General features: G+C 38.6%; 19 protein-coding genes. 5 read left to right on the top strand and 14 right to left on the bottom strand.

Going from position 1 to position 25,336, the window contains the following annotated elements:
• Positions 1 to 48 precede the first annotated feature (48 nt).
• The 8 genes from H4J59_RS11190 to H4J59_RS11155 form a co-directional block, all read right to left on the bottom strand.
• Positions 49 to 1,026, bottom strand: a complete 978-nt coding sequence (locus H4J59_RS11190) for a class 1 fructose-bisphosphatase (RefSeq protein WP_182239419.1) — start codon at positions 1,024 to 1,026, stop codon at positions 49 to 51.
• Positions 1,023 to 2,111, bottom strand: a complete 1,089-nt coding sequence (gene fbaA, locus H4J59_RS11185; RefSeq protein ID WP_182239417.1) for a class II fructose-bisphosphate aldolase — start codon at positions 2,109 to 2,111, stop codon at positions 1,023 to 1,025. The genes H4J59_RS11190 and fbaA overlap by 4 nt, the downstream gene beginning before the upstream one ends.
• A gap of 1 nt (position 2,112) precedes the next feature.
• Complete coding sequence (eda, locus tag H4J59_RS11180) at positions 2,113 to 2,736, bottom strand: bifunctional 4-hydroxy-2-oxoglutarate aldolase/2-dehydro-3-deoxy-phosphogluconate aldolase (RefSeq protein ID WP_182239415.1); 624 nt, start codon at positions 2,734 to 2,736, stop codon at positions 2,113 to 2,115.
• Positions 2,737 to 2,756: 20 nt separating this feature from the next.
• Entirely contained in the window at positions 2,757 to 3,707 is a 951-nt protein-coding gene (locus H4J59_RS11175; protein WP_182239413.1) for a sugar kinase, read from the bottom strand.
• A 64-nt stretch (positions 3,708 to 3,771) separates the two neighbouring features.
• Positions 3,772 to 5,070, bottom strand: coding sequence for an MFS transporter (locus H4J59_RS11170; RefSeq protein WP_182239412.1), 1,299 nt, complete (start codon positions 5,068 to 5,070; stop codon positions 3,772 to 3,774).
• Positions 5,070 to 5,447: a cupin domain-containing protein gene (locus H4J59_RS11165; protein ID WP_182239410.1), complete on the bottom strand. Its 378-nt coding sequence runs from the start codon at positions 5,445 to 5,447 to the stop codon at positions 5,070 to 5,072. Before H4J59_RS11165 ends, H4J59_RS11170 begins: the two co-directional genes overlap by 1 nt.
• Before the next feature lie 9 nt (positions 5,448 to 5,456).
• Positions 5,457 to 7,634 carry a heparinase II/III family protein gene (locus H4J59_RS11160; protein WP_182239619.1) on the bottom strand — a complete coding sequence of 726 codons (2,178 nt, stop codon included), beginning with the start codon at positions 7,632 to 7,634 and terminating at the stop codon, positions 5,457 to 5,459.
• A gap of 87 nt (positions 7,635 to 7,721) precedes the next feature.
• A complete protein-coding gene (locus H4J59_RS11155) occupies positions 7,722 to 9,986 on the bottom strand; it encodes a polysaccharide lyase 6 family protein (RefSeq protein ID WP_182239408.1) in 2,265 nt (754 codons plus the stop codon).
• A gap of 463 nt (positions 9,987 to 10,449) precedes the next feature.
• Here H4J59_RS11155 and H4J59_RS11150 point away from each other — a divergent pair, with 463 nt between their 5' ends.
• Complete coding sequence (locus H4J59_RS11150) at positions 10,450 to 11,190, top strand: FadR/GntR family transcriptional regulator (protein WP_182239406.1); 741 nt, start codon at positions 10,450 to 10,452, stop codon at positions 11,188 to 11,190.
• A 200-nt stretch (positions 11,191 to 11,390) separates the two neighbouring features.
• On the opposite strand, the gene H4J59_RS11145 is transcribed toward H4J59_RS11150, so the two are convergent.
• The 5 genes from H4J59_RS11145 to H4J59_RS11125 all read right to left on the bottom strand — a co-directional run bounded on the left by H4J59_RS11145 (position 11,391) and on the right by H4J59_RS11125 (position 17,468).
• Complete coding sequence (locus tag H4J59_RS11145) at positions 11,391 to 12,275, bottom strand: NAD(P)-dependent oxidoreductase (RefSeq protein ID WP_182239404.1); 885 nt, start codon at positions 12,273 to 12,275, stop codon at positions 11,391 to 11,393.
• Positions 12,276 to 13,220: 945 nt separating this feature from the next.
• Positions 13,221 to 14,417, bottom strand: coding sequence for a mannonate dehydratase (gene uxuA / locus H4J59_RS11140; RefSeq protein WP_182239402.1), 1,197 nt, complete (start codon positions 14,415 to 14,417; stop codon positions 13,221 to 13,223).
• Positions 14,418 to 14,558: 141 nt separating this feature from the next.
• Positions 14,559 to 15,635: a class I mannose-6-phosphate isomerase gene (locus tag H4J59_RS11135; protein ID WP_182239400.1), complete on the bottom strand. Its 1,077-nt coding sequence runs from the start codon at positions 15,633 to 15,635 to the stop codon at positions 14,559 to 14,561.
• A gap of 146 nt (positions 15,636 to 15,781) precedes the next feature.
• Positions 15,782 to 17,023: an Nramp family divalent metal transporter gene (locus H4J59_RS11130; protein ID WP_182239398.1), complete on the bottom strand. Its 1,242-nt coding sequence runs from the start codon at positions 17,021 to 17,023 to the stop codon at positions 15,782 to 15,784.
• Entirely contained in the window at positions 17,016 to 17,468 is a 453-nt protein-coding gene (locus tag H4J59_RS11125) for a hypothetical protein (RefSeq protein ID WP_182239396.1), read from the bottom strand. Before H4J59_RS11125 ends, H4J59_RS11130 begins: the two co-directional genes overlap by 8 nt.
• Positions 17,469 to 17,900: 432 nt before the next feature.
• Here H4J59_RS11125 and H4J59_RS11120 point away from each other — a divergent pair, with 432 nt between their 5' ends.
• From H4J59_RS11120 to H4J59_RS11105, 4 genes are all read left to right on the top strand, one after another.
• Positions 17,901 to 20,915, top strand: coding sequence for a TonB-dependent receptor (locus H4J59_RS11120; protein ID WP_182239394.1), 3,015 nt, complete (start codon positions 17,901 to 17,903; stop codon positions 20,913 to 20,915).
• A gap of 343 nt (positions 20,916 to 21,258) precedes the next feature.
• The gene (locus H4J59_RS11115) at positions 21,259 to 22,737 is read left to right on the top strand and encodes a mannitol dehydrogenase family protein (RefSeq protein ID WP_182239392.1); all 1,479 of its coding nucleotides are present in this window, start codon (positions 21,259 to 21,261) and stop codon (positions 22,735 to 22,737) included.
• 439 nt (positions 22,738 to 23,176) lie between these two features.
• The gene (locus tag H4J59_RS11110; RefSeq protein ID WP_182239390.1) at positions 23,177 to 23,461 is read left to right on the top strand and encodes a damage-inducible protein J; all 285 of its coding nucleotides are present in this window, start codon (positions 23,177 to 23,179) and stop codon (positions 23,459 to 23,461) included.
• Positions 23,458 to 23,739, top strand: a complete 282-nt coding sequence (locus H4J59_RS11105) for a type II toxin-antitoxin system RelE/ParE family toxin (RefSeq protein ID WP_182239388.1) — start codon at positions 23,458 to 23,460, stop codon at positions 23,737 to 23,739. The genes H4J59_RS11110 and H4J59_RS11105 overlap by 4 nt, the downstream gene beginning before the upstream one ends.
• A 365-nt stretch (positions 23,740 to 24,104) precedes the next feature.
• On the opposite strand, the gene H4J59_RS11100 is transcribed toward H4J59_RS11105, so the two are convergent.
• Positions 24,105 to 25,085: a transposase gene (locus H4J59_RS11100; RefSeq protein WP_182239386.1), complete on the bottom strand. Its 981-nt coding sequence runs from the start codon at positions 25,083 to 25,085 to the stop codon at positions 24,105 to 24,107.
• Between the last annotated feature and the right edge of the window lie 251 nt (positions 25,086 to 25,336).

Below are 25,336 nucleotides of genomic sequence, written 5' to 3'. Positions count from 1 at the left end.
AAGCTGAAGATATCAGCGCTGTTTATAAGAACAACCCATCATAAATGATCAGTGAGTTGCTTTTAAATACCCTAAACATTGATCAACTTCTTGCGTTGAGCCCATAATCACGGCAACACGTTGATGAATATGCGATGGTGTGATTGTTAAGATACGCTCTTGCTCGGTAAAGGCTTTACCCTGAGCATTTTCAACCAGCATGGCTAAGGGATTTGCTTCATACAACAAACGTAATTTAGCGGGTTGCTGAGCATTTCTAGTGTCGCTGGGGTAGCAAAAAATACCGCCACGAGACAAAACACGATGTACATCACCCACCATAGCGCCATTCCAACGCATGTTATATTTTTTAGCACGAGGGCCTTCATTGCCTAACAGTAAATCATTAATGTAATCGGTAAAGCCCGATGACCACTGAGTAAAGTTTGACATATTGACCGCAAACTCTTCTGTCTGTGTCGGTATTTCCATTTGTGCTGTGGTCAGTAAATAACAGCCCTGTGTTCTATCTAAGGTATATAAACGCGACGGACCGCCAGTGGTCAGCGCCAACATTGTCGAGGGACCATATAACACATAGCCCGCACACACTTGCTCTGTTCCTTTTTGGGCAAATTGTAATTCGCTTTTTGCAGGTACATCATCTTTTGCGCGATAGATGGTAAATATTGTCCCTATTTGACCATTGATATCTATATTAGAAGAGCCATCAAGGGGGTCAAAGGCGACAATATAAGGCGCACCTTCGGTTGCCGCTACAACCGAGTCTTCTTCTTCAGAGGCAATCGTTCTTACTCGGCCACTGGCTAACAACATATCTTTAAGTAACTGATTACTGATGATGTCTAATTTTTTTTGCGTTTCACCCTGAATATTCTCATCTAAGGTAGAGCCCAGTACATTTGACAACGCACCTTGCCCTACTCTGAATGAAATTTCTTTACAGGCGGTTAAAATTGTATCAATCAATAGCATGAGATCAACATCAACTTTATCATTTTCTAAACAGTGAATTAAACGTTTCATACATCTTCCTTATATCTATTAAGGCAATTAAGTTCTTTAAATGAAAGCATTAAACGTTCAGCCATCGACAGCTCAACTTTACGTAACCAGACACGTGGGTCGTAATATTTTTTGTTTGGGCTGTCGTCACCCATTGGATTGCCTATTTGGCTTTGCAGATAAGCTTTATTGTCTTGATAATAGTCAGCAACCCCTTTCCAGCTCGCCCACTGTGTATCGGTATCAATATTCATTTTTATCACGCCATAACCAATAGCTTCAGTAATTTCTGCTGGCGCAGAGCCTGAGCCACCGTGAAAAACAAAGTTCAGCGCGTTATGTCCCAAACCATATTTTTCGGCGACAAAGGCTTGAGAGTTTTTCAATATCTTAGGCGTTAATTGCACATTACCTGGCTTATAAACGCCATGCACATTACCAAATGAAGCCGCTATGGTGAATAAATTACTCACGCGACTTAAGTGCTCAAAAGCATAAGCAACGTCTTCGGGTTGGGTATAAAGTAATGAGGCATCAAGGCCGGTATTATCAACACCGTCTTCTTCGCCGCCGGTACAACCCAGCTCAATTTCTAAGGTCATACCGATTGTCGTCATTCGTTTAAGATAACGAGCACAAACTTCAATATTCTCTACTAATGTTTGCTCCGACAAATCAATCATGTGCGAACTAAATAATGGCTCACCCGTTGCTTTAAAATGTGCTTCGCTGTGCGCTAATAAGCCGTCAATCCAAGGTAAGAGCTTTTTGGATGCATGGTCAGTATTAATGATCACAGGAATATCATAAAATTTAGCCACAGCTTTAATGTATCTTGCCGCGATAACACCGCCTTCAATAGCCGCATCCATTGGCGAAAGCTTATGCCCTTTACCAATAAAAAAAGCCGCACCCGAATATGATAATTGAATAATAATAGGTGAGTTTATTTTACTTGCCGCTTCTAGCGCCGCATTAATAGAGTTAGTACCAATGACATTAACCGCCGGGTAGGCAAACTTATTTTTTTTGGCATAATCAAAAAGCACACTAACATCTTCGCCGAAGACAAAACCGCTATTGACGAGATCTGATAAACTCTTCATATTAATTAAGGCCTTGGGCAGTTCGACAAGCATCGGTGATCTTCGACCATTGCCCCAACTCTACCCACTTAGGCTCAGCAATCCAAGTTCCGCCAACCGCAAAAACATTGCTTAATGCTAAGTATTCATCTTGATTACTCTGCTTAACTCCACCGGTTGGGCAAAAAGATATGCCTTTAAAAACTGACCCCATAGCCTTTAAAAACGGAGCACCTCCAGATAATGAAGCCGGAAATAATTTCAGCTCTTGGTAACCAAATTCCTTGGCTAAAAGTATATCTGCCGTATTAGATACTCCAGGAAGTACCGGAACAGTGCACTGAGCTAAGTCAGTGAGTAATTGACTTGATATTGCTGGCGTAATAATAAAATCGCTACCCGCGTCGAGTGCTTGCTTTAAAACATTAGCGTCAAGCACAGTACCCGCACCTACTTTTAAGTCGGGTAGTTCTTGCTTAATGGCTTTTAAAATATCAAGTGATGCTGGCGTTCTCAGTACCACTTCAACTAAACCAATACCTGCGGCGGCCATAGCCTTAGCAATGTTAAGGCCTTGTTCAACATTATCTGCTTGAATTATGGGTAGCAGAGTCTGCTTTCCCATCAGGGTGGAAAATGATTTCATGAATGATCCTTATTAAATTTTTAGACTAATGCGAGTTGAGTTTTAATAAACCGATTAAACTCATCTGCTGGTGCAATAGCACCTCTATGTTGTATAACAAACCCAGCGGCTTTTGATGCTAAGGAGATTGAGTCAGTTACTGAGTAACCCTCAATACGAGCACCCAGGTAAACGCCATTAAATGAATCACCCGCAGACGTCGTATCAACCACATTTTCTACCGGACTAATCGCAAATTCAGAGCTTTCGCCGTCAACGACAACTAAAATGCCTTGCTCGCCATTTTTTATGATTAATTCAGTTAAGCCAAATTGCTGACAGTATTGATTAACTTCTTCAACGGTGGTCATGCCAAATAATTGCTGAAAATCATCAACACCAGGCAGAGATAAATCTGATTTTTGTAAGGCTAATTCAAACTGCGCTTGCGCTTCTTTGGCACCACTCCACATACGAGGACGATAATTAGGGTCAAATACAATTTGTACTCCTGCCGCTTTTAATTTATCAATTAAAAGCCAGAATGCTGCTCTAGCACTTGGCTCAATAACGGCCAAAGAAATACCGGAGAAAAAAAACATATCCCCTTTTGCTAATTGACTAATCACTTCATCATCAATGTGTTGCATAACTTGACGAGCAGCCGAATTTTCTCGCCAATAAGTGAAACTACGTTCACCTTGATCATCAAGTTTAATAGAGTATAAACCTGGAATTTTTGTTGCTGATTTAAACACAAAGTCAGAGCCAATATTTTCATTCTCAAAGTATTGGATCATATCAAGGCTAAATGGGTCTTGACCCACAGCAGTGACTAAATGCACTTTCACGCTAGCAAAAGTGCGTTTTAGGTAAACAGCTGTGTTAAAAACATCCCCGGCAAACGATTGTTTCATCATAGTAGATGACTGATCTTGTGCCGCAGGCATCAATTCAATCATACATTCGCCGAATAAATAAATGTTCTTCATTTACATAGCCTTATTAATTTTAATTAAAATTTATCCGGTAACAAGTTACCGGATGACTTAGCTCTTAAGCTTTAGGTTTCAATGGTTCAATTTTGGGAATAAGAATCCAAACCGCAGCCATCGCAATAATCGCTAAAGACGCACCGATAACAAAAGCAGGAGTGTAGTTACCATCAGCCGTTAAAAAAGGGACTAACGCGGTTAAACCTAATGCGCCAAATTTCGCTGCCATGCCAGAAAACCCGGCAAGTGTACCGACAGATTTTTTGCCAAAAAGGTCACTCGGTAAGGTTTGAAGATTACTGATCACGGTTTGGAAACCAAATAAAATAACCGCCATAATCATTACCGCTGTAGTCGGTCCACCAGGGCTTGCCATCGCTAATAGTGCTGGCAACATAATCAAACAACCTAAAGTAATGGTTAATTTACGTGTTTTATCAATATTCCAGCCTGCCTTTATACGATTTTGTGCAAGAAGACCACCAAACCAAGCACCAAACATAGCACCTACATAGGGCACCCATCCGTAAATACCAATAGCTTTAACGTCCATGCCGTAAACTTCATTAAGATAAATAGGGATCCAAAAAACGAACAACCACCAGATAGGGTCAATAGCCGCAGAAGCAATAATTACCCCCCAACTTTCTTTACGTGAAAGTAATTCACCCGTACTTGGGTTATATTCTTCTTCCGTTGCAGATTCATCAATATCAATGTTTCGTTGGCCGGTTAAGATATATGCACGTTCTTCATCGGTGATCCAAGGATGTGATTTAGGTGGTGCCTTGACCAATATAATCCAAGGAATAAGCCACAGCAAACCAACCAAACCAATAACAACAAATACCATTTGCCAACTAAAATAAACCGTCAGATAAGCAACTAAAGGAATAGCAATGATACCGCCAATGGCAGCCCCAGAGTTGAAAATACCTTGTGCTAAGGCACGTTCTTTTGTTGGGAACCAGTCTGCATTACTTTTAGCCGCACCCGGCCAATTTCCAGCTTCTGCTACACCTAATATGGCGCGGAAAATACTAAAACTAAGTACACCCTGTGCAAATGCGTGAGCAGCCGTTGCAAGAGACCAAACACCAATAGATAACACAAAGCCTAGACGAGTGCCTATCCAGTCAAATATCTTGCCAAAAATTGCCTGACCAAAGGCATAAGATAAAATGAAAACCATGGAAATATTTGCATATATTTGTTTCCGCTCAAAAGCTGATTCATCAGGAAATAAATCTTCGACTATGTCTGGCCATAGCACGGCAAGCGCAGATCGATCAATATAGTTAATAACGGTAGCTAGTGCGATTAACGTAATAACCCACCAACGGAGATTTTTAAGCTTCATTAGCTATTTTCCTTATTGTGAATATGATCAAAAGCACCTTCTTCAACAAAATCTTCCCGTGCAGGGCTGAAAGTATCAATTAAAATTCCGCCGGTATGACAGGTAGCACCATGGTCTGCATGGGGTGGTATCATACAGCTATCCCCTGGCTTTAATATTTTGGTTACACCATCAATGTTAAAGTGAAACTCGCCTTCAACAACATAAGTTACTTGTGAGTGCCGATGAGCATGATTGTAGCCAATAGCCCCTTTTGCAAACCAAATTTTAACTGCCATTAACTCATGGTTATAACCCAACATTTGACGTTTTAAACCGCCGCCTATGTCTTCGATCTCTGCTTCATCTACCGATGTAAAAATTTTACTCTGACTCATAATTGAACCCTATTCTTTAATTTCGAACAATTTAAAACGGCCATCAAATTGATATGTCGAGCCGTCAAATGAAAATGTGTTTGATTGATTACTTTTAAAGCTTTCAGTTGAATTAAAGGCTAATAAATAACGTTTATTTCCTTCAAAACTAATGGCGACTACATCTATGTTATTAATTTTTTTATGTGATAGCTTTTCAATTGTGCTGACCGCCGAAACAGTAAACTCTTTTGATGGATTATATTCACCATGTGGCTCTAACACGCTAACAAAAGTGTGATTTTTAGACTTTGTTGCACGGTTGATAAAGGCATTTTCATTTCGTAGATTAAACAAAGGATCGTTCGCACCAATTTGGCTGAAAATTAATGACGAATCACCATCCATAATCGAAGAGCTAGTGTAAAATCGTCCATTATCATTTAACCAGGTAATTTGCGATAAACCCGCTTTAGGCTGTGCTTGTGCTTTCAACCATAAATGTTGGTAACCGTTTTCTTTACCTAATACCGGTAAACTCGTTAATTGTGTATCTAGCTCAAAATTAGTGCTAATTAAATGACCTTTATAGTGTGTAGGTAAATCGTACTGATGTTTTTTCTTTGACTGAACATCAAACACATCGACAACCAATGACTGCTCTTGACCTGGAAGATTGATCAGTGCCATCGTTCGCTTTAACGATACCCCTTTGTATGCACTGTCAATTTTCGCTGAACTGATAATGACATGGTCATTTTTTTCAAAAAACAATAGTTCAGGATGATGCGAATTACCCATTTTAACATTGGCATTAAAGTGCGTTTTCTCATCTACAACAACGGTGTTGTGCGCTATCGTTTGTTTTGCCCAAGTACTGTTTTCAGGCAAATAACGACCACCAAACTTTGCTTCAACATTTAAAAATCGAGCAGCGCCATAGTCAGAAACAATTTCCTCACCTTTATCGTAAAACTGCCACGTTAGTTTATCAAAATGACCATGCCCTAAGCCCTGCGCAGCAGGTTTGAATAGCACGGCTTGTTCACCACCGACATTTTGACGCATGATAACTAACGCACCTTGCTTGCCGTCATTACCATCACCAAAGGCCACTGAATCAAACTGATAAGGTTGCTCTAGTTTTTTATCAAGCGCTTGAGCCACTTTTAAACCATCGCCCGTTAATAGAATTTGATCCTGTTGTTTAGCAATATCAAGCAAGCTAGCACCAGCCGTTAAACCATAAGCAATGGCCACACCGTTGACTAATTCAATCGTGTCAATACCTTTACTTTTAATGGCATCATTAATAGGGAAAAACAATTTGTTATAGCTTAACTGAATTGTCGTATCGATAGCTTTTAAGACAATACCATCGCGATATTCAAATATTTCCCGCTCAGGTTGATTGGTTTGAATAGCTTTAGCAAAGGTAATAAATGGCAATAACGCAAAACGTTGATAATACGGGCCTTCGTTGTAATAACCTTGTGGTGAGAACAGCTCATCTAACTGTATTAAAAATCCGCCTTTACCTGATTTATCTAACCCATAAAGTGCTTGTTCTACCCAATCTAACTCACCCAGCACATAACCTGTCATGCCGACCGCAACGGTTGTCCATGTGCCGTGGTTATGTACTTTATTGAAGGTTTCAGGAGAGTCGACTGATAAAAACTTGACTATAGGGCGAAATAAGCCTTTTTCAATGGTTGCTTTTTCTTCGGTACTTAATGAAGATAAAACCAAATCATAAGCTTGACTGGTATACACCAGCCACATAGCTTCATTCAAGCTTTGCCAAAATAGTTTACCTGGGTTTTGTTTACCCATTTTTCTTTTTGGATGTAAAGGCAAGGTAGGATAAAGTTCAGCGTAAGCAAGCAACATGTCACGTACATAGTCAGCGTAGACTCCATCTTGGGTTAATTGATAAATAATGCCCGCATCGTACATTAATTTATAGTTTTTCTTATGGCGCTCATGAGTATAACCACCACCACCATCTTTTGGCATGGGTACTGTGATAGCCTCTGAAATTTGTTTGTCGACCGATGCTTTATTGGCAATAAAGGTACGTTTAAATTTCCCCTCTTTTTTTATAGCACTGCGCATATTTTCTACATCGCTAGTGGTTATCACCAGATTAGGACTGGTTTTTGCCATCGCTATTTGATTACCCCCTACGAAAGAGGTAATAACCATAGTGATAATGGCTAACCATCTTTTAGATAATGGCAAGTCGGAGAAAAAACATAAGGTTTTATTAAAAAAATTCATAAAGAGCTCTTATTAAAATTGCTTGTTATTTAATAGCACAGCGGTATGTGGACCTTTAGCATGTAACTCTTTCACACTAGGCGCTGCAGTTTTGTTAAAGGTGTTATTTTTAACCACCGTTATAGGCTCACCCACGGTATGTTCAATAGTAATTAATCCGCTATTCACAAAGCTATTACTGTCGATGGTAGACACTTGAACACCATGTAAAATGATTGCCGACTTAGATTTATTGCGTTTACCATTACCTACATTGTTAATCGTATTGTCTTTTAACAATAGATGAGGGCCAAAGGTACTTTCGTCTGAACCTCCACGATATAAGTTAACTAACATACCCTTAACGTTGCTAAAGGTGTTATTAACGACATTGAGGTACTCAACGTTATAAATACCTAAATCATCAATTTCTTTGTTTAATCTAAAAATATCACCGGTAATATTTTCAAAAACATTATTTTCAATATCAATAGACTGTGCAAATGCTCGACTGCCTGAATCTAAAAAGTGGAAAGAGTGGTTAACATTTAAGTCTTTAATCACACTGTTTTTCATCGCAAAACGGTAATTTTTAAACATGCCCCACTTAGCCGTTCTCACAAAAGTATTACCTGAATAGTCAGCACTATTTTTGCCACTAACCACCACACCATCAATACTTAAACTGCCACCATTATTTATTTCAAATAAGGTTGAACGACCAAACTCTAATGTAACTTTATGACGATTCTTAGCTTTAATCGACACTGTTTTATCCAGCTTAACAATTTTATCTATGGTGTAATTGCCATCTTCTAATATTAAGATATCGCCTGGCTCTGCTTGCCCAATCGCTTGATATAAATATTCACCACCGGCTTTAACTGGGGTTGTTTTTCCTGACTCAAATGCAACGTCTGGCTCTGCTTTGGCATACCATGTGGTACCTGTTTGATTTTTTTCTGTTGGCTGAAGGTTTTTTGATACACCGATACCCTTAGTGTCAGAAATTGGATATAACAAACCATTGGCAGCTCGCTGTAACACTAGATTTTTTTCTGTAATACCTGAAGCAATTTTATTATCGGTCAGCTTATTCGAAATATTATTTGAAAAGGTAATACCGCTAATATCGTCAAATACTGAAAACGGTGCTTTATTAGTGTCATTAAAAAATAAATTATTTTTAATGACACTATCTTTAGGGACGGCTGAACGTTCAGCGTCACTACCTGCCGCTAAATGCACATGGTCAATATTAATCAGAGTATTATTTTCAATTTGCGCATTAACAACCTGATGATAACGATTAATACTAGAATTTGGCACGCCATTCATAATAGTTAAACCGCTACCAAAACGGTATCCTGTTAAGCCTTCTAAATAATTATTACGTACTGTTTGATCACGGTTTATGACTCTAATACCGCCGGTATGATCAACACCATTACCAAAAAACACATTGTTTTCAATAAGATTACCATTACCATGGCGAAGCGTTAACGTACCGCGCGACTCAAAAAAGGTATTATTAACAATTTTATTTTTACCTGACTTAACAGAGACAATTTCAACTTCACCGTTACAACGGTCGAAGTAGTTATTTTCTACGGTAGTAAAAGAATTAGTTAATGAATGATGACTTGTGCCTATGCGTAATGTTTCACCACCATTTGAACCAAATATAGGGCGTGGACCAAAATAATTATGATCAATTCTATGATAGTTTTCTTGGCTATCTTCAGTTGTAAGTCTTACCGCTAGGGTAACGCCTTTATTGCGTTTACCGACTAAATGATTATGATCAAAGCGGTTATATTGACCGTAAATACCTACCCAATAATCTGATTCAAAACGGTCTGGATTACTAAAATTATCAATAACAACTTCTGTTACACGCGAATGAAAGGCTAATGTATTTTTATTTTCTCTAAACGAAATCACTTCACTGCTTGGTGTGTAGCCACTTTTGAAAACAAGTCCAGAAACAACTAAATATTTTCCAGCTAAACGTAAATTTGACTGGCCCGTAAGGAAAACCTTTCCTTTAGTTTCTGCGCTTAGTGTGATCGGTTGTTGTTTTCTTCCTTCGCCCTTAAAAAGAATTTCAAAGTTATTCCATCTACCATTAGATAACACTATGTTGTCACCCGGTTGGACTTTTTCTATGGCCTTTTTATACGCTATTTGATCGTCAACCAACCATTCTTTAGCCACTAATTGGTTTGCGGTTAACATTAAGCAAAATGTTATGCTGAGACTACATAGTAAGTAGGGTGATAATTTAGTTTTCTGCATAAAATAACCTATGAAATATAAAGTTTGAAATTTGAAATTTGACAGTTTTAATCATAAAAATTAAATAACGCCAACATATTTTGTCTTCATTAAACTGAGCCGAGCTAACATAAATGCTTTACTTAGATTTTACTTTTAACCTTTGAGTGCTATTGAGTGTCATTTCTGAAGCAATAAACAGACACCACATGGCCTTTAAATCCTCATCAATTTAATTTAACTGAAACCCATAGCGATTGTCAACCAAATTACATTACCAAAATAAGTCAAATTGGTAATGTTGTGAGTTAATTTACCATCAAAAAATGGTAAGCCTAAATTACTTTTACGTCTAGACCAAAATATTAGTTACCTCGTAAGCTAGCGTTTAATAGTTTTGCCATGAGCGAGATAAAACGATATGATTAGTTATAGATGTCATTATTATAGATATCATTATTTTACATTTAGCTAAGGAAATAATATGGGCAGCAACCGCAGACTTTTTTGGGGTATTGTAGATAAAATAGAAGCTTTAATTGATTCTGGAATTTATCCCCCCGGTAGTCGCTTACCACCAGAAAGAGAATTAGCAGAAACATTTAAGGTGAGTAGACCTACGATTCGAGAGGCGATAATAGCTTTAGAAGTTCGTGAAAAAATTGAAGTAAAAACAGGCTCAGGCGTTTATGTTTTAAAACCGGTTAACCAATTAATTGGTTTACAAAATCAAGTCAACGCTTTTGAGGTGACTCAAGCACGAGCATTAATTGAAGGTGAAGTGGCCGCTATGGCTGCAACAATGATCACCGAAGATGAATTAACTCGCTTGCATCAAACCTTAGTTGATATGGAAAATAGCCAGTATATAGCAGCAGCGGATAAAGAATTTCATCAAATCATTGCTAACGCCACTCGCAATAGCGCGATGATTTTATCAGCACAAAATCTTTGGAAGTTACGCTCTTCAACACCTGAAATTATTAAAGATTATGACAGTGTTTGTAGTAAAGATAATTCAAAAACCCTTGCTGAACATAAAGCTATTTATCAGGCGTTAAAGTTAGGAGATGCTACCCAAGCAAGACTTGCTATGCATAGTCATTTTAATCGCTTAATAAACGCATTATTTGATGCAGTAGAGTTAAGGGCTTTAGAAGAAATCAAACAAAAAAATAGTGAAAAACGCGGACTGTATTCAATTCCCAACGCTACTGAAATTTAATTAATTGTAATCTACATCATGCTAAATATAAAAGGCCTCTTCAAAAAGAGGCCTTAATTCAAACTATCTAGTCAATACTTATCACTTATTAAACCTTGCTATACCGCGGTTGTAGTTCGGCTGTATTACTAATAGCATAACCATACTAAAGACATACTAAAGAGACTAATTAGTCCCTTTAGTATGAAGTTACAGGCGAATTACTTCGCTAGTGTAGTATTAAAGTAGTCGAAAATTACTGGCACATCATGTTGACCAAGACCCGCATCAACAGCCGCTTGTAAGTTAGCAGACGTACCTTGAGCAATTAAAGACTCGCCACCTAAATCAGCAACCATTTGGTTGAAGTAACCAAGATCTTTGTTTGCGTTAGCCACAGAGAAACCTAATTTTTCTTCGCCGTCTACCGCATAGAACTTAGTGAACTGCATGAATGGAGAGTTAGATGGACCTGCAGACATAATGTCAAACAATTGTTGACCATCAACACCCGCCGCTTTTGCAACAGCAAATGCTTGTGACATAGCAGCGACCGTAGTCATACCAATGAAGTTATTAATTAACTTAGTTGTGTGACCTGCACCAAGTGCGCCAAGGTAAAATACGTTCTCGCCTTGCTCGTCAAGCACTGGCTTAACTTTGTTGAAAGTATCAATATCACCAGCAGCCATGATGTTTAATAAACCATCTTTAGCGTGTGCAGGAGTACGGCCTAATGGAGCATCAATCATGCCTGCGCCTTTAGCAGCAAGAGCAAGACCGATCTTACGAGTAGAGTCTGGAATAGAAGTACCGAAGTCAATTAATGTTTTGCCTTCACTCATCCCTGCTAAGATGCCATCTTCGGCATAAACGACTAATTCAACAACTGTTGAAGTGGTAAGAGCAAGCATTACAATGTCACTTTTTTCAGCTAATTCTTTACCTGAACTCACTTCAGTAGCATTACCGCGAGCAACAACTTTTGCAACAGCCTCTTTATTAAGATCCATTACGTTAACTTGAAAGCCGCGTGTTTGCAGGTTTTCAACCATGTTGCCGCCCATAAGGCCAAGGCCGATGAAACCTATGATAGGTTTTGTCATATCTAACTCCTAAAATTATTGGTGATTGTTTATCTGAGTGCGAACATAACTCACCTTGCTAGGCGGGCATGCTATTTTATTTGAGTAAATTAGGCTAAATATCTAAGCCTTAGATTAAGGTCTAGTGTATAAACCAAACACCCAATCTAGTATTCAAGCCATTAATAATTTTGGTATCAATACGTCATATTTATCTCGTATCTATACTGTCTTATTACAGACTTATTGTTTAGAAACACTCGAAACAATAATGAATAATCAAATACTAACCAAACCCCCACCAAGTGTCAACCAATAAATGGGTATTGGTAATAAGACAATACCGAACTCTTGGTAATAACATATTTAGGGCCTTGATAATAATTACTTGTATTAGTGTTGATAATATTCATAAAAGGGGTTTCCATAGCTTTACCCATCAACTAGCTACATAACACTGACTACCCTAACCCTTTGTTTTAGATCAACTAAAAAAATAAAATCCTATTGATTACAAATGGGACTGCTGTTAAATTGATTTATTAAAAATGAATTTATTCAACCAATAAAATCATTATTGGTAATAAAGAATGAGTTTTTTAGCGGCAGTGATGACAAGTTAAATATTGACCAATAATGGTCATGTAAGTTTAATATAAGCCTAATAAGCTAGCCTTAATGTAGTGACTATTACCGGTTATATCTGAATGCTGAACACTAAATAAGGAATAGACATTATCTTAGTATTGCGCCTGACCTAATTACCTAGCTTAGCGCTGAAACTGCATTTTGAAGTGAGTGGGTATATCTGAGTTCACTTCAAAGTGCAGAGTTACAGAGTTACAGAAAAAATTAAAGTCACTTTATGTAAGCAGCATAATTTGAGCCTAGTTATTTTTATGCTAAATTATTTATCACAGTACAAATTAGCGCAGTACAAAATATTCCAAGCAATAATCGATCAATTTAATTAATGCTACTGAGTGCTTTAATAACGCCTCTAATTTCGGCTAAACCTTTCAAGCGACCAATACAAGAATATCCAGGATTACCCTTTTTATTGATGTCGTCTAAAATTTGATGGCCGTGATCCGGCCTAATAAATATTTCATCATTATTTTGGCTTTCAACACGCTTTTTTTCTTCTTTTAATAAGGCCGAAATTATCCCTACCATATCAACATCACTGGACAGGTGCTCAGCCTCATAAAATGAGCGTTGTTCATTTTTATCTCTACTAACACCTCGCAAGTGAGCAAAATGAATACGCGAACCATATTGTTTAGCCATTTCAGGTAAATTATTATCGGGACGACTACCGTAGGTTCCTGCACATAAGGTAATGCCGTTTGCTGGACTTGGTAATGCAGAGAACAGCAGTTCTAAATCTTCTGAGGTACAAATAATGCGCGGTAAACCTAACATATCCCTTGGCGGATCATCGGGATGAATCGCTAACTTAATGCCCAATTGTTCGGCCTTAGGTAATACTTGTGATAAAAAAGAGAATAAATTTTTTCTTAAAATATCTTTACTGATGTCTTTATAATTTGCCAACATACTACGAAAGTTATCTATGGTATAAGCCTCTGTCATTTTGCCCGGCAAACCCGCGATAATATTATTGGTTAATAAGTTTTTTTCATCTTCAGACATAGCTAAAAATACGACTCTTGCTTGCTTTATTTCTGCTGCAGAATAATCATCTTCAGCCTTTTCACGTTGTAAAATAAACAAGTCAAAAGCGGCAAATTTTTGTTGGTCAAATCTTAGGGCATAACCGCCATTAGGTAATTGAAATTTTAAATCAGTACGAGTCCAATCAATTACCGGCATAAAATTATAACAAATAGTTTTAATACCAAATTTTGCTAGGTTTTCCATTGATACAATCCAAGCATCAACATAAGCTTGGTTATTTTCGCGGCCTAACTTGATATCTTCATGTACAGGAATACTTTCAACAACAGACCAAATTAAAGAAGATTGCAGGTTATTATCTTTTTCAATCAAATTTTTATGAGCCTGAATACCTGCTAAAGGCCAAACTTCACCGGTAGGTATTGTGTGTAAAGCGCTAACAATATCTGTAGCGCCCGTTTGCCTAATATCAGCAATGGTTACTGGGTCATTAGGACCAAACCATCTCCAAGCTTCACGCATTATAAAGTCTCCATTTATTACGTTTTACGTTATTAATATTTATTCAACATATTTCAGTTGCCGTTATCATTTGAAAGTTTCTTGGCTAGCCTATTAGCTGACTCAACAGCCAGTTCTTTGATTTCATCAATGCAGAGTCCATCAACTATTGCCCGGATAACACTCCAGAATAGACATGCCCGAATCTGTTTGGTACTCAAATTCGCTAACGCCTGCCGGGCAAAAAAAGCGATCCCACTGCTTGAGCTGGGTAACTTCGTCTCCAATAAGCAATGTTCCCGAACCACAAGTCACAATGCCATAGAAAAAGGCCTCTTCTTTACGCTTAACGCTGCTATTAACTGATGTTCTTTTTACGGTGAAACAAGATGTATCGTCTGCACCGATCAGTTCTTCAAGACTATTGCCATGCTCATCACTAGAGAGGGTTTTAGGTTTGCAGCGAAATTCTGCATCTATTTTTTCGGGAGGAACGGGGTCTAAATTAAATACGTCTAATGCAGTTTCTATATCCCTACCCATGAATCTTGCTTGTTCAGGTATCACGTAGCCACAACGCTCAAATTCAAATCTTACGGCTAAATCTGAAGGCTCCATAATCTCTAACATAAGAATACCTTCGCCTAAAGCGTGAGGACGCCCGCCGGGCAGTAGAAATACATCACCGGTTTTAACTGGAATACGATCAAAACAGCTTTCTATTGATGCAATATCTTGGGTTTCTATCCATTTTTTAAGCTGCTCTCGACTAGGAGAGCGTTGAAACCCTGCGTAAATATATGGTTCACTAACCTCAGCACGCGTTTCAAGGATCACATAAGCTTCGGTTTTGCCGCGGGGTAAACCAAGGCGCTTTTCAGCAAACTCTCGAGTTGGATGGGCCTGAAAATGTAATCGGGTGGAACTATCCAAATACTTGACCAATGGAATGTCATCCATCGAACGCATGGTGTCGTCATTTTTCCCCAAAAAATACCCTTGATTTGTTTGCAGTAAATCACGAAAGGGAACTGACTGCCCTGCCTCATCGGTTACCATAGCCAAACCTTCCGAGATATGCTCTCGCCCGATATTACGAGCTTGCACTGTAGAGCCAATCCAATCTTCTGGAAAGCTTGAGTCTTGAGGGCTTTCTTTGCCTTCAATCGTATCTAGCAACTTGCCACCTTGATAGGTTCGCCAAACACGGTTAGCCGTAAACTTAATTATTTTATTCATCGTTATGATTCCATCAAAAATTTGTCTCAGCACTTACTGATAAAAGTAAATACATCTGCCAGCGAGTTATCCCCTACTGATGGGGGTGCTGGCTAATAAGGTATCGCCATTTTTGGCACAACAAAGCGCCTGCCTAAAGCGCCGATCTAGAGCGCCTGTAATGTTGAAATAATGCCGTTGTAGCTCATGTAACTCATGACCAAAGCAAAGACGAATATCATCGACAATATAACATTGGTGATCTTTGAAAATTTATGCACTCCCATTAGGCTTTTTATATTACCTATATAGAAAATGCAGGCCACAGTCGCAGGCAGCAACAAAGCGCCAAAAGCCTGAGAGCCAACCATTATTGCAATAGGTTTGGCGTTAAAAATCGGTACAATTAAACCTAAAGAAGAGATCAGCAAAGCCATTATTCGATAGCTTGGTCTCTTTAAATTGGGCTTTCGCTGATGAAAGTCATCTAGCAGCCATGGCAGTAAGGCTACATTAGGAAATTGTGAAGACACGCCTGCAGCTATCAGTCCTATGGTAAAAATAGCGACGGCAGCTGAGCCCGCTAAAGGTTCTAGTAGGTAAATCATTTGCGTCACATTAACTAAAGTGATCCCTTGAACAAACAAAGACCCTGCAGCAGCCGCCATAATTGAGGTACTGACGATAAACATGAGAAAGGCTGAGAACAGCGCATCTCTATTTTGGGCCTTTAAGTCGGCCAAGGTCCAACCGGCTTCTTTTACGAGTATGGTTCTTAGGATAAATAGCCCAGAAAAAACCGTGGTACCTACCATGGACGCGATCACCAAAAATGCATTTTTATCTGCGCCAGTATCGGGAACATTGGGAACCATACCTTGCAAAATTTCCATAGCAGGAGGCATCAAAATAATAAAATTAATTAAAAAACAAACCGACATAATGGCGACAAAAATGGCCAACACCTTTTCAAATACTTCTGTTCTGCCAATCAAAAAAATCAGATAGACAAAGGTGATAAAAAATAGAGCGAAATAAAGCGGCGATATACCGCCATCAATAAAGTTTTTCGACCATTCATAACAAACATCGGCTAAAATTCCCATCACACCAATAACACTGCCGCATATCTGAGTAGTAAGCGCTACGATAAAAAATATCGCTACCGCTGGATGGATATGCTTTCTAAAAGATTGTAGAGCAGTAAGGCCTGTTACCAAGGTAAATTTGCCAAACAGGTGAATCAAAAAATAGGTAATGGCACAAGAAATAAAGATGGTCCATAGCAACGACATGCCATAGTCTGCTCCAGCTTTTGCCATAGCGGTAACGCTGCCAGTACCGACGGTAAAGCCAAATAAAAATATTCCCGGCAGTAGCGACTTAAAAAGCTTCTTAATGTTATTCATTGTCGTTGTTCCCAGCAGTGAGGATGACCCAAAAGGACATATCTGTTAGTGCAATAGCGGGCGTAAAACCTGCCATAACCCAAGGTGCTATTATTGTGTAGTGAGTGGCTAAACCTTGCTTTAAGTCAGTGATACGATCTTTTTTAACACCAAGCTCACCGTCTAAAAGTAATCCGAATGGCACATCGCGGTCATAATATTTAGTGTTTAGCTCAGCAAACTTAACTATTGCCTCAGCATATATCTGTTGAGCATTGTTAAGACTAGCGCCGCTTACAGTCGAAGCATTTACAGCCGATGCTGCTAGCGCACAAGTAACGCCAAACAATGTGGCCTTTACCCTTTTCATCACGTATTGGTTAAATATCATCATTTTCATGCTTATTATATGATTAGGTAGTACAAGACTATTGATATATATCCAGTTGGTCAACCAATTTGTCATATCAGTTAATCCTAAAGCCATTATCCCTAGATAATTTAGACTATTAAAGCCAATAAAGGATGAAAAATTATATTATATTGAAATAAATATCGCTTCAATACAAACATTGATATTATTCAATGAAAATACACATAATAAAAATTAATCATTTAAATCAATATCATAAATCATTAACGCATTAAAAATAACATGGTGGTAAAGTCAATCGCCCCTATTGGTAAGTGTAAAAATGGATTTTATTATTTATTTTGTATAACCAAGGGGTTGACCTTTTCTGTTTTTATTGTAATTATCTGTTCAGATTCTTTATGGGTATTAAGTATTTTACTTTTAGGGAGTTTCAATTCTTTGGGGTCAACTTTTATTAATTACAGATGTGGTTTTTGGAATATTTACAAAATATATTGCAAAAAAACTACACAGGGGAAATCTATGAGACAAAAATTATCTAAAATAACCTTAGCGGTTCTTTCAGCTACCTCGCTGAATTTTGCAGCGGCGGTAAATGCACAAGAAGTAGAGACAGAAGCAGAAGCAAAAAAAGCAGTTGAAGTCATTCAGGTCACTGGCATGCGAAGCTCTCTAACCACAGCACTTGCAGAAAAACGTGATACGGCTAATTTAGTCGAAATAATAATGGCTACAGATATAGGTAAGCTACCTGATCAGAATCTTGCAGAGGTGCTGGAGAACGTTACCGGCATTCAAATTACCAGAACAGCGGGTATTGGTACCGGTGTACAAATCCGTGGTAGTAACGCTAACCGTGTTGAAATTAACGGTGCCTCCACTGTAGGTTCAGGCTCTGGACGCAGTGGTATGAATTTTGAAGATCTTTCGGCTGCCATTATTGCAGGCGTTGAAATCACTAAATCTCCAGAAGCTAAAACTACCGAAGGCTCTATTGGTGGTACTATAAATTTACGTACTATTCGTCCGCTTGAATTGACAGAAACATTGGGATCTCTTCGTGTACAAGGTGAAGACAGTAGCCTGACCACTGATGGTGTTCAACCAAGAATGTCAGGTGCATACGGCGATAACTGGGAACTAGATTCAGGTAAGTTTGGTTTCATTATTAGTGGTAGCTACGCTAAACAAGAAGCGACTTCATTCCGCCCTCGTGTCGACCGTGACGGCAGCCTTGTTGAAAACCGTAACGCGGACGTTTATAGAAGCGGAAGCCTAGAAGATCAGGCAACTAAAAGACCTGTTGCTCAAGATTTCGACTTTCTTGGTATTCAATTTCTAAATCAGGAATTAGAAAATTTTGAATACGAAACTACCAACATTGCCACTACCTTTGAATTTGCTCCAAACGACAACATGAAGTTTTTCTTCGATGCTGTTATTACCGACCAAGAACGTCGTCAAGAAAGTACGCGAGTGCAAGGCTCTGGTGTGAGTAGTGTACTTAACTACACCCTGCCTACTGAGTTTGAAACAATAAATTTTGGTTCACTTGGTGGTGTTAATCTAGGTAGTATTCAGGCGGCAAGCAGAGGTACCATTCAACCAAACATCGCTGTTGATGATGACGATCCAAATTTACGTTTTAATAGTGATACCGGTGCACGTATAACAGACACGCAAGTCTTTAGACTTGGTGGTGAGTGGCAAGGTGATCACTTATTTGTCAGTGCCGAGTTATCTAGTGCAAGCTCTGATACTGTTACACCGTCATTAAACACGCAATTAAACTTTATTAACCCTAATCCACTAACACCACTTGATGGTTCTAGTAATGATAACAGCGTACCTTTTATTTATGATTTAACGGGCGACTCGTTGGCATTCGGTATCGATTTCGCATCGCCATTCGCACCAACAGTGGCAAATTTACTTGATCCTAACAATGTTGTATTGGATCAGGTCGATATTAGTAGAAGCACCACAGACAACTCTGAAGACGCATTCCGTATCGACTCTACGTACTTTATAGATGATAATATGGTGACTTCTGTTGATTTTGGTTATCGCTATAACATGACCAAACATGACTCAGTTAACATATCTGATCGTATTGGCGGTTTCAGCAAAATGGTCGATAGCCCAAATGGCGCTATGTTTTCAGAGCTGCTTGTTGCCGGCCCTAGTCACTTTGGTGATGCTGACGGCAGAGAACTAGCACTGCGTAATTTCTTAATTGTGAACCCAGATCTTGCCTTCAATAATCCAGACCTTGTTATATCTACATTAGAAGCAGCCATCATTGCACACGGTGGTAAGCAAGACTTATCAGACCTTACACCGTCAGATACCGCTATCTTTGGTATCGAAGAAAAAACGCATGCACTTTATGCCCAAGCAAACTTTGAGTATGAAATGTTCCGCGGTAACTTCGGTGTACGCCATGTATCAACAGATATTGAATCAAGAGGTAATACAGTCATCAATGGTGTTGCATCACCAACAACAAACAAGGGTGATTATAGCTACACACTACCTCGTTTGAATTTGGTTGCAGACGTAAGCGATGATGTTGTTCTGCGCTTAGGCTGGGGTAAAGATATTCTACGTCCTAGTTTTGACAAATTAAATACTTCAGTTTCATTTGGTACTAACGAAAATCAGTCAGTAGAAATTGGTAACGCAGCCCTAGAGCCTGAAGAAGTTACCTCGTTTGATCTTTCAGCGGAATGGTATTTTGCCGAAGCGGCGGTAGTCAGTATCGGTTATTTCAAGAAAGATCGTAGCAACTTGTTTGTTACTCAATTAGAAAGTGCTTCAACTGATGCCATTGGCTGGCGTGAACCAGGTCCTACATGTGCTGGTGGTGGTATCTATAACCCAGCCGTGCAACCTAATGCGATAGGAGATCCAAATACCACTGGCTTATGTGTTGATGTTGAAACGCTATCTAATGATTCAGCAACAACCACTCAAACCGGTATAGAAATGGCTTTCCAATATGACCTTTCAAGCTTTGAGAAAGACTTAGGTTGGGCGTCAGGATTTGGTGTTGTGGCTAACTACACTATCCAAGAATATAAAGGCGGTTCAGCTTTTTATTCTTCGGCTAAACGCGGAACGGATATCCTTAATGCAATACAAGGTATTTATGACGACTCAAACTTTGTAACCTATGAGTCTGAACGAGGTCTACTTGACTTCTCAGAAAATGCTTACAATGTTGCCGTGTACTATGAGAAGTTTGGTCTTTCAGCAAGATTACGTTATACATGGCGTGATACCTTCCGTACAGAGGATACTGCTGCAGGTGCTAGCTTAAACTCTACATTAGGTTTCCCTGTTACTACCCATGACAGAGGGCAACTTAATGCTAGCGTAAGTTATGACGTGACTGCGAAGTTAAATATTGGTCTTGAAGCCGTTAACTTAACTGAGTCAGACATTACACAATCTTGTGTTAATGAAGGCGCTATGTTGTGTGCTCAAGGTATAACTGACCGTCGTATTACCTTTGGTGCTAGCTACAGGTTCTAAGAAGTAAGAAATGGCGCTACATCTAAGCAGATAACTGTATTACGCTTGATGTACGCGCTACCTTTAGAACATAAACGCTTATAAGGCATTAGTCTTATAAGCGTTTACATTTAAAACATCTACTCAGTCATTAACCTGTCATTACGCTAGTTAATGACTTTTTTATTTTTATAGTTTCTATACCTAAAGTTATGCTTTAGTCAGTTTGGTCTTGAGAAGTAGTCAAATTAATCTAATGTCAAATATTACGATTTTTCAATAAGGTGAATAAAAACTTTTATGATTAATCCATTTTTATCGCGTTGATCTCCCTCACCACAAAACCATCAAATAAGAGCACAATATGAACTTACTTCTGAAGCAACTAAATTTATCCAAAATAGCGAATAATCAAAAAGTTTCAACACCCAAATACGATAGAGAAAACACCGACATTGGTATTGTTCATCTTGGCCCTGGGGCTTTTCATCGTGCTCATCAGGCTGTTTATACCGAAAATGCCATGAATTTGTCCGGTGGCCATTGGGGGATTTGTGGTGTTTCGCTGCGCAGTGCAACCGCACGAGATATTTTAGCCGAGCAAGATAATTTGTATACCTTAGCCATTTTAGATAAAAAAGTTAGCTATCAAGTTATCGGGGCAATAAAGCAAGTGTTAGTTGCCAGCGAGCAAAGCGATGACGTTCTCGCTCGTATGTCTGCAGCAAGCACAAAACTGGTTACCTTAACCATTACCGAAAAAGGCTATTGTTTAGCCTCAGACGGCTCTTTAGATTTAAATCATCCCGATATTAAACATGACTTAGAAAAACCGACAACGCCTATTAGTGCTATTGGTTTTATTGTAGAAGCACTTAAACAAAGAAAACTAAACCATATTAAAGCCTTTAATGTGCTGAGTTGCGATAACGTCTCTAGCAATGGTGACAAACTGCGCCGTGCTGTTGTAGATTATGCCGGACAATTTGATAGCAAGCTTCAAACATGGATAAATAACCATGTTGCCTTTCCAAATGCCATGGTTGATAGCATTACCCCTAAAACAGAAAGCTATACCATTGAGGCCGTATCAAAAGCCATGGGTTTACAAGACAACTGGCCGATACAAAGAGAAGAGTTTAGCCAATGGGTTATCGATAATAAGTGGCAAGGTGAGCGTCCTGATTGGGAAAAGGTTGGCGTTATATTTACCGATGACGTCGCTGGTTTTGAACAAGCAAAATTAAGGTTACTCAACTGCTTACATTCAACATTAGCCTACGCCGGCTCACTGGCCGGCTTTGAAACCATATTTGATGTTGCAAGCGACGAAGAATTTTATCAATTTATTACCAAACTCGCTGCAGAGGAAATTATTGGCTCATTTACACCACCAAAAGAGTTAGATGTAAAAATTTATAGTAATGATATTATTCAGCGTTTTTTAAACCCTAATATTCGTCATTTATTAGCGCAAATAGCCTTTGATGGTTCACAAAAAGTGCAAATGAGAATTTTACCTATTATTGCAGATAACTTAGCCCTAGGACGCCCTACTCAGTTGCTTTCTTTATCATTAGCTTGCTGGTTTGAGTTTATTTGCACGGCATTAAAAGCAGGAAAAGAAATTGTTGACCCTATGGCGAGCAACTTCGCTACTATGCCTAAATTGCTTAGCGATAATGTGCTAGAAGTCGTTGAAGCCTTTTTAAATATCGACTCAATTTTTGGTCCAGCACTCAAAAATAACCACTCATTAAAAGCCCAATTAGCCCGCAGTTTAACCGCGATACGTCTTGGCGACATTAAGCAAATTAGTCAAATGGTAAAGGCCTTATCTTAAAGCCAAGTGTTGCTTTGAAATGGTTAAGTAACAAAGGCCCGTTTTTAAAGAGTTACCTCTTCAGAGCATGGCGACACGGTTAACGCTGAAGATGTTATTTTAAAAATAACATCTTTGATGATACCGCAGCGCTAATGGGTGATAAATAAATGCTCCATGGCGTTTTGTACCCAAAGCAGCATAAAAGAATAACAATTTTTGTCACCATGTAAAGTCGATACGAGCAAAAATCTATGCTTTATTTTTTTGCAAATAGTGCATTAAATAACCGTTTAAATTGCTTAAGCCCTGTATCTGTCAAAACAACAGCTTTGGCTTTGCCATCAAAGTCCGTTAAAGCGGGGGAAGATCATGATCCGTTTAAGCGTGTTGTTAGTTGCTTTGGATTAATTGCAGTGCTAACATTTGTGAGTACAATGCTAATTTAAGGTAACTTATAATGGACACTCGTATTCAATTTAGAATTGATGAAGAAACGAAACGTTTGGCGCAACTAATGGCTGAAAGCCAAGGCCGTACTCTTAGCGACGCATGCCGAGAACTTGCAGAAGGTTTAGCAGAAGAACAGAGAAAAACTATGAGCCATGATGCATGGTTATCGGAACAAATAAATGCAGCATTTGACAAGTTTGATAACGGAAAAGCTAATTTTATTGTACATGATGAAGCAAAATCATTAATGGAAGCAAAAAAACATAAAATCCGTAATAGAAACAAATCATGATCTTTTGGGAAGAAGAATCACTAAATGATCGTGAAAAAATATTTGAATTTCTTTTTGATTTTAATCCAAGTGCAGCAGAAAAAACTGATCAAACTATTGAAGCTAAAGTTGAAAACTTACTAGAACACCCACTAATGGGTGTTAAAAGAGATATTTTTCGTGGAAGAGTGCTAATCATTCCAGAAATATCAATGATTGTTTCTTATTGGGTCGATGGTGATACGATTAGAATAATGCGAGTTTTACACCAAAAGCAGAATTTCCCACCAGAAAATTAACTATGAAAATTAACTATGCCACCCATGATAATTCCTTGACGTGGGGAGTCATACTAACAATTAACTATGCCACCCATGATAATTCTACGGAATTAACTATGAATTAACTATGCCACCCATGATAATTCCTTGACGTGAATAAATTAACTATGCAAATTAACTATGCCACCCATGATAATTCTACGCAATAATAATGCTCTGAAACACGGCTATCCATTGGTCAACAAGAATGCATGTACTTCATATGCTAAGCCTTTGTATATCGATTTTTATATATTTTGATTAAATGAGTGGATTTCAGGCAAGTGGTACTTGCTACCCCAAAGTAGCCGTATTTTTCTTGCTGTCTTAGCATGTAGTTAAGTTTAAGCGCTATTCAAACAAGCTTGAGCATTGGCTTTACCGTGTGCTCGCTTTAAACCCACGTGTTCAGTAAATTCACACAAATGCTCCGCGGTGCCCACCGCGCCAGTGAATATACCTTCAAAGTTTGTGGTGAGTTTTAGCCAACTTTTATCGCTGATGTGCAGTCTTGACAGTATATTGGCAGTTTTAGTATCGATAGCGCCTCGTTTGTCTTCTTTTATTACGCGACCTGTTTCATCTACTAGGGTTAAATAATCCTTCAAGCTAAAGCTGATACCTGAGGTTTTCACTTGATGTTCATTACCAGTAAAAGGTAATAACGTTGTCGGTTGCTCTCCCATGATGGCTGCTTTGATACGAAGTTGAATACTGGTAAAACTCGATTGTTCCGGTGTTGGCGCAATGCTCGCACGGACTGGATTTAAATCTACATAAGCCATACAAGCGAGTAATGCACCTTCATCGAGCAGGGCTTGAGATTTGAAGCGTCCTTCCCAAAAGTGGCCAGTACATTTGTCTTCTTTATTGGCTTGTCGAGCAATAGGCTCGTTTAATGCCCGCATAAACCAACTGACATCGATTAAGCGCTGTTTATAGACCTGCGCTGTTTCTTCAACCATTTCCATTTCGAATGTAGTTAATGATTGCTCTCGCTGATATTTACGGGTCAACATGGTGCCTTTAAACAACTTATGCCAACGAGACAGTACATCTAGCGTAGTCCAGTTATTAACTTGTTCACTATCAACATGAAGTACTAAATGTAAGTGATTATTCATGACAGCGTGAGCACAAATATCAATAGCAAATACCTGAGATAATTGAAAAATACGTTTTTCAATCCAACTACGTCTATGCTCATAGCTGACACCGGTTTCTTTATCAACACCACATAAAAAGGCTTTGCGGACGGTTCGACTGCAAATATGATAGTACGGCGTATCAGATAAACTAATTTGTTGTGAACGAGGCTTGGGCATAACAATCACCACACTTGAAAAGGGTAAATTAAGTGTAGTTTATTGTTGAAAAAACAAACAAGTTATTATGGGTGGCTTAATAAAAAGTAATGGGTGGCTTAATAAAAAGTAGCTTAATAAAAAGTAACGACGAAATGAGTAAGGTAGGCGCTGCTAACAAATAAGTTAGTAATCCACGAATATCAGCATGATAACCGACGAAATTACTTGCTTCATTCTATGCGTTAACTCACTTAATACTAAAAGTGAAT

Source organism: Colwellia sp. MB02u-10, assembly GCF_014077185.1.
Lineage (GTDB): Bacteria > Pseudomonadota > Gammaproteobacteria > Enterobacterales > Alteromonadaceae > Cognaticolwellia.
This window is presented reverse-complemented; position numbering and strand designations above follow the sequence as displayed.

What these genes read in the sequence shown, in the direction of transcription:
- H4J59_RS11190 (WP_182239419.1), bottom strand. Translation starts at nt 1,026, where the DNA reads ATGAAACGTTTAATTCACTGTTTAGAAAATGATAAAGTTGATGTTGAT.
- fbaA (WP_182239417.1), bottom strand. Translation starts at nt 2,111, where the DNA reads ATGAAGAGTTTATCAGATCTCGTCAATAGCGGTTTTGTCTTCGGCGAA.
- eda (WP_182239415.1), bottom strand. Translation starts at nt 2,736, where the DNA reads ATGAAATCATTTTCCACCCTGATGGGAAAGCAGACTCTGCTACCCATA.
- H4J59_RS11175 (WP_182239413.1), bottom strand. Translation starts at nt 3,707, where the DNA reads ATGAAGAACATTTATTTATTCGGCGAATGTATGATTGAATTGATGCCT.
- H4J59_RS11170 (WP_182239412.1), bottom strand. Translation starts at nt 5,070, where the DNA reads ATGAAGCTTAAAAATCTCCGTTGGTGGGTTATTACGTTAATCGCACTA.
- H4J59_RS11165 (WP_182239410.1), bottom strand. Translation starts at nt 5,447, where the DNA reads ATGAGTCAGAGTAAAATTTTTACATCGGTAGATGAAGCAGAGATCGAA.
- H4J59_RS11160 (WP_182239619.1), bottom strand. Translation starts at nt 7,634, where the DNA reads ATGGTTATTACCTCTTTCGTAGGGGGTAATCAAATAGCGATGGCAAAA.
- H4J59_RS11155 (WP_182239408.1), bottom strand. Translation starts at nt 9,986, where the DNA reads ATGCAGAAAACTAAATTATCACCCTACTTACTATGTAGTCTCAGCATA.
- H4J59_RS11150 (WP_182239406.1), top strand. Translation starts at nt 10,450, where the DNA reads ATGGGCAGCAACCGCAGACTTTTTTGGGGTATTGTAGATAAAATAGAA.
- H4J59_RS11145 (WP_182239404.1), bottom strand. Translation starts at nt 12,275, where the DNA reads ATGACAAAACCTATCATAGGTTTCATCGGCCTTGGCCTTATGGGCGGC.
- uxuA (WP_182239402.1), bottom strand. Translation starts at nt 14,417, where the DNA reads ATGCGTGAAGCTTGGAGATGGTTTGGTCCTAATGACCCAGTAACCATT.
- H4J59_RS11135 (WP_182239400.1), bottom strand. Translation starts at nt 15,635, where the DNA reads ATGAATAAAATAATTAAGTTTACGGCTAACCGTGTTTGGCGAACCTAT.
- H4J59_RS11130 (WP_182239398.1), bottom strand. Translation starts at nt 17,023, where the DNA reads ATGAATAACATTAAGAAGCTTTTTAAGTCGCTACTGCCGGGAATATTT.
- H4J59_RS11125 (WP_182239396.1), bottom strand. Translation starts at nt 17,468, where the DNA reads ATGACAAATTGGTTGACCAACTGGATATATATCAATAGTCTTGTACTA.
- H4J59_RS11120 (WP_182239394.1), top strand. Translation starts at nt 17,901, where the DNA reads ATGAGACAAAAATTATCTAAAATAACCTTAGCGGTTCTTTCAGCTACC.
- H4J59_RS11115 (WP_182239392.1), top strand. Translation starts at nt 21,259, where the DNA reads ATGAACTTACTTCTGAAGCAACTAAATTTATCCAAAATAGCGAATAAT.
- H4J59_RS11110 (WP_182239390.1), top strand. Translation starts at nt 23,177, where the DNA reads ATGGACACTCGTATTCAATTTAGAATTGATGAAGAAACGAAACGTTTG.
- H4J59_RS11105 (WP_182239388.1), top strand. Translation starts at nt 23,458, where the DNA reads ATGATCTTTTGGGAAGAAGAATCACTAAATGATCGTGAAAAAATATTT.
- H4J59_RS11100 (WP_182239386.1), bottom strand. Translation starts at nt 25,085, where the DNA reads ATGCCCAAGCCTCGTTCACAACAAATTAGTTTATCTGATACGCCGTAC.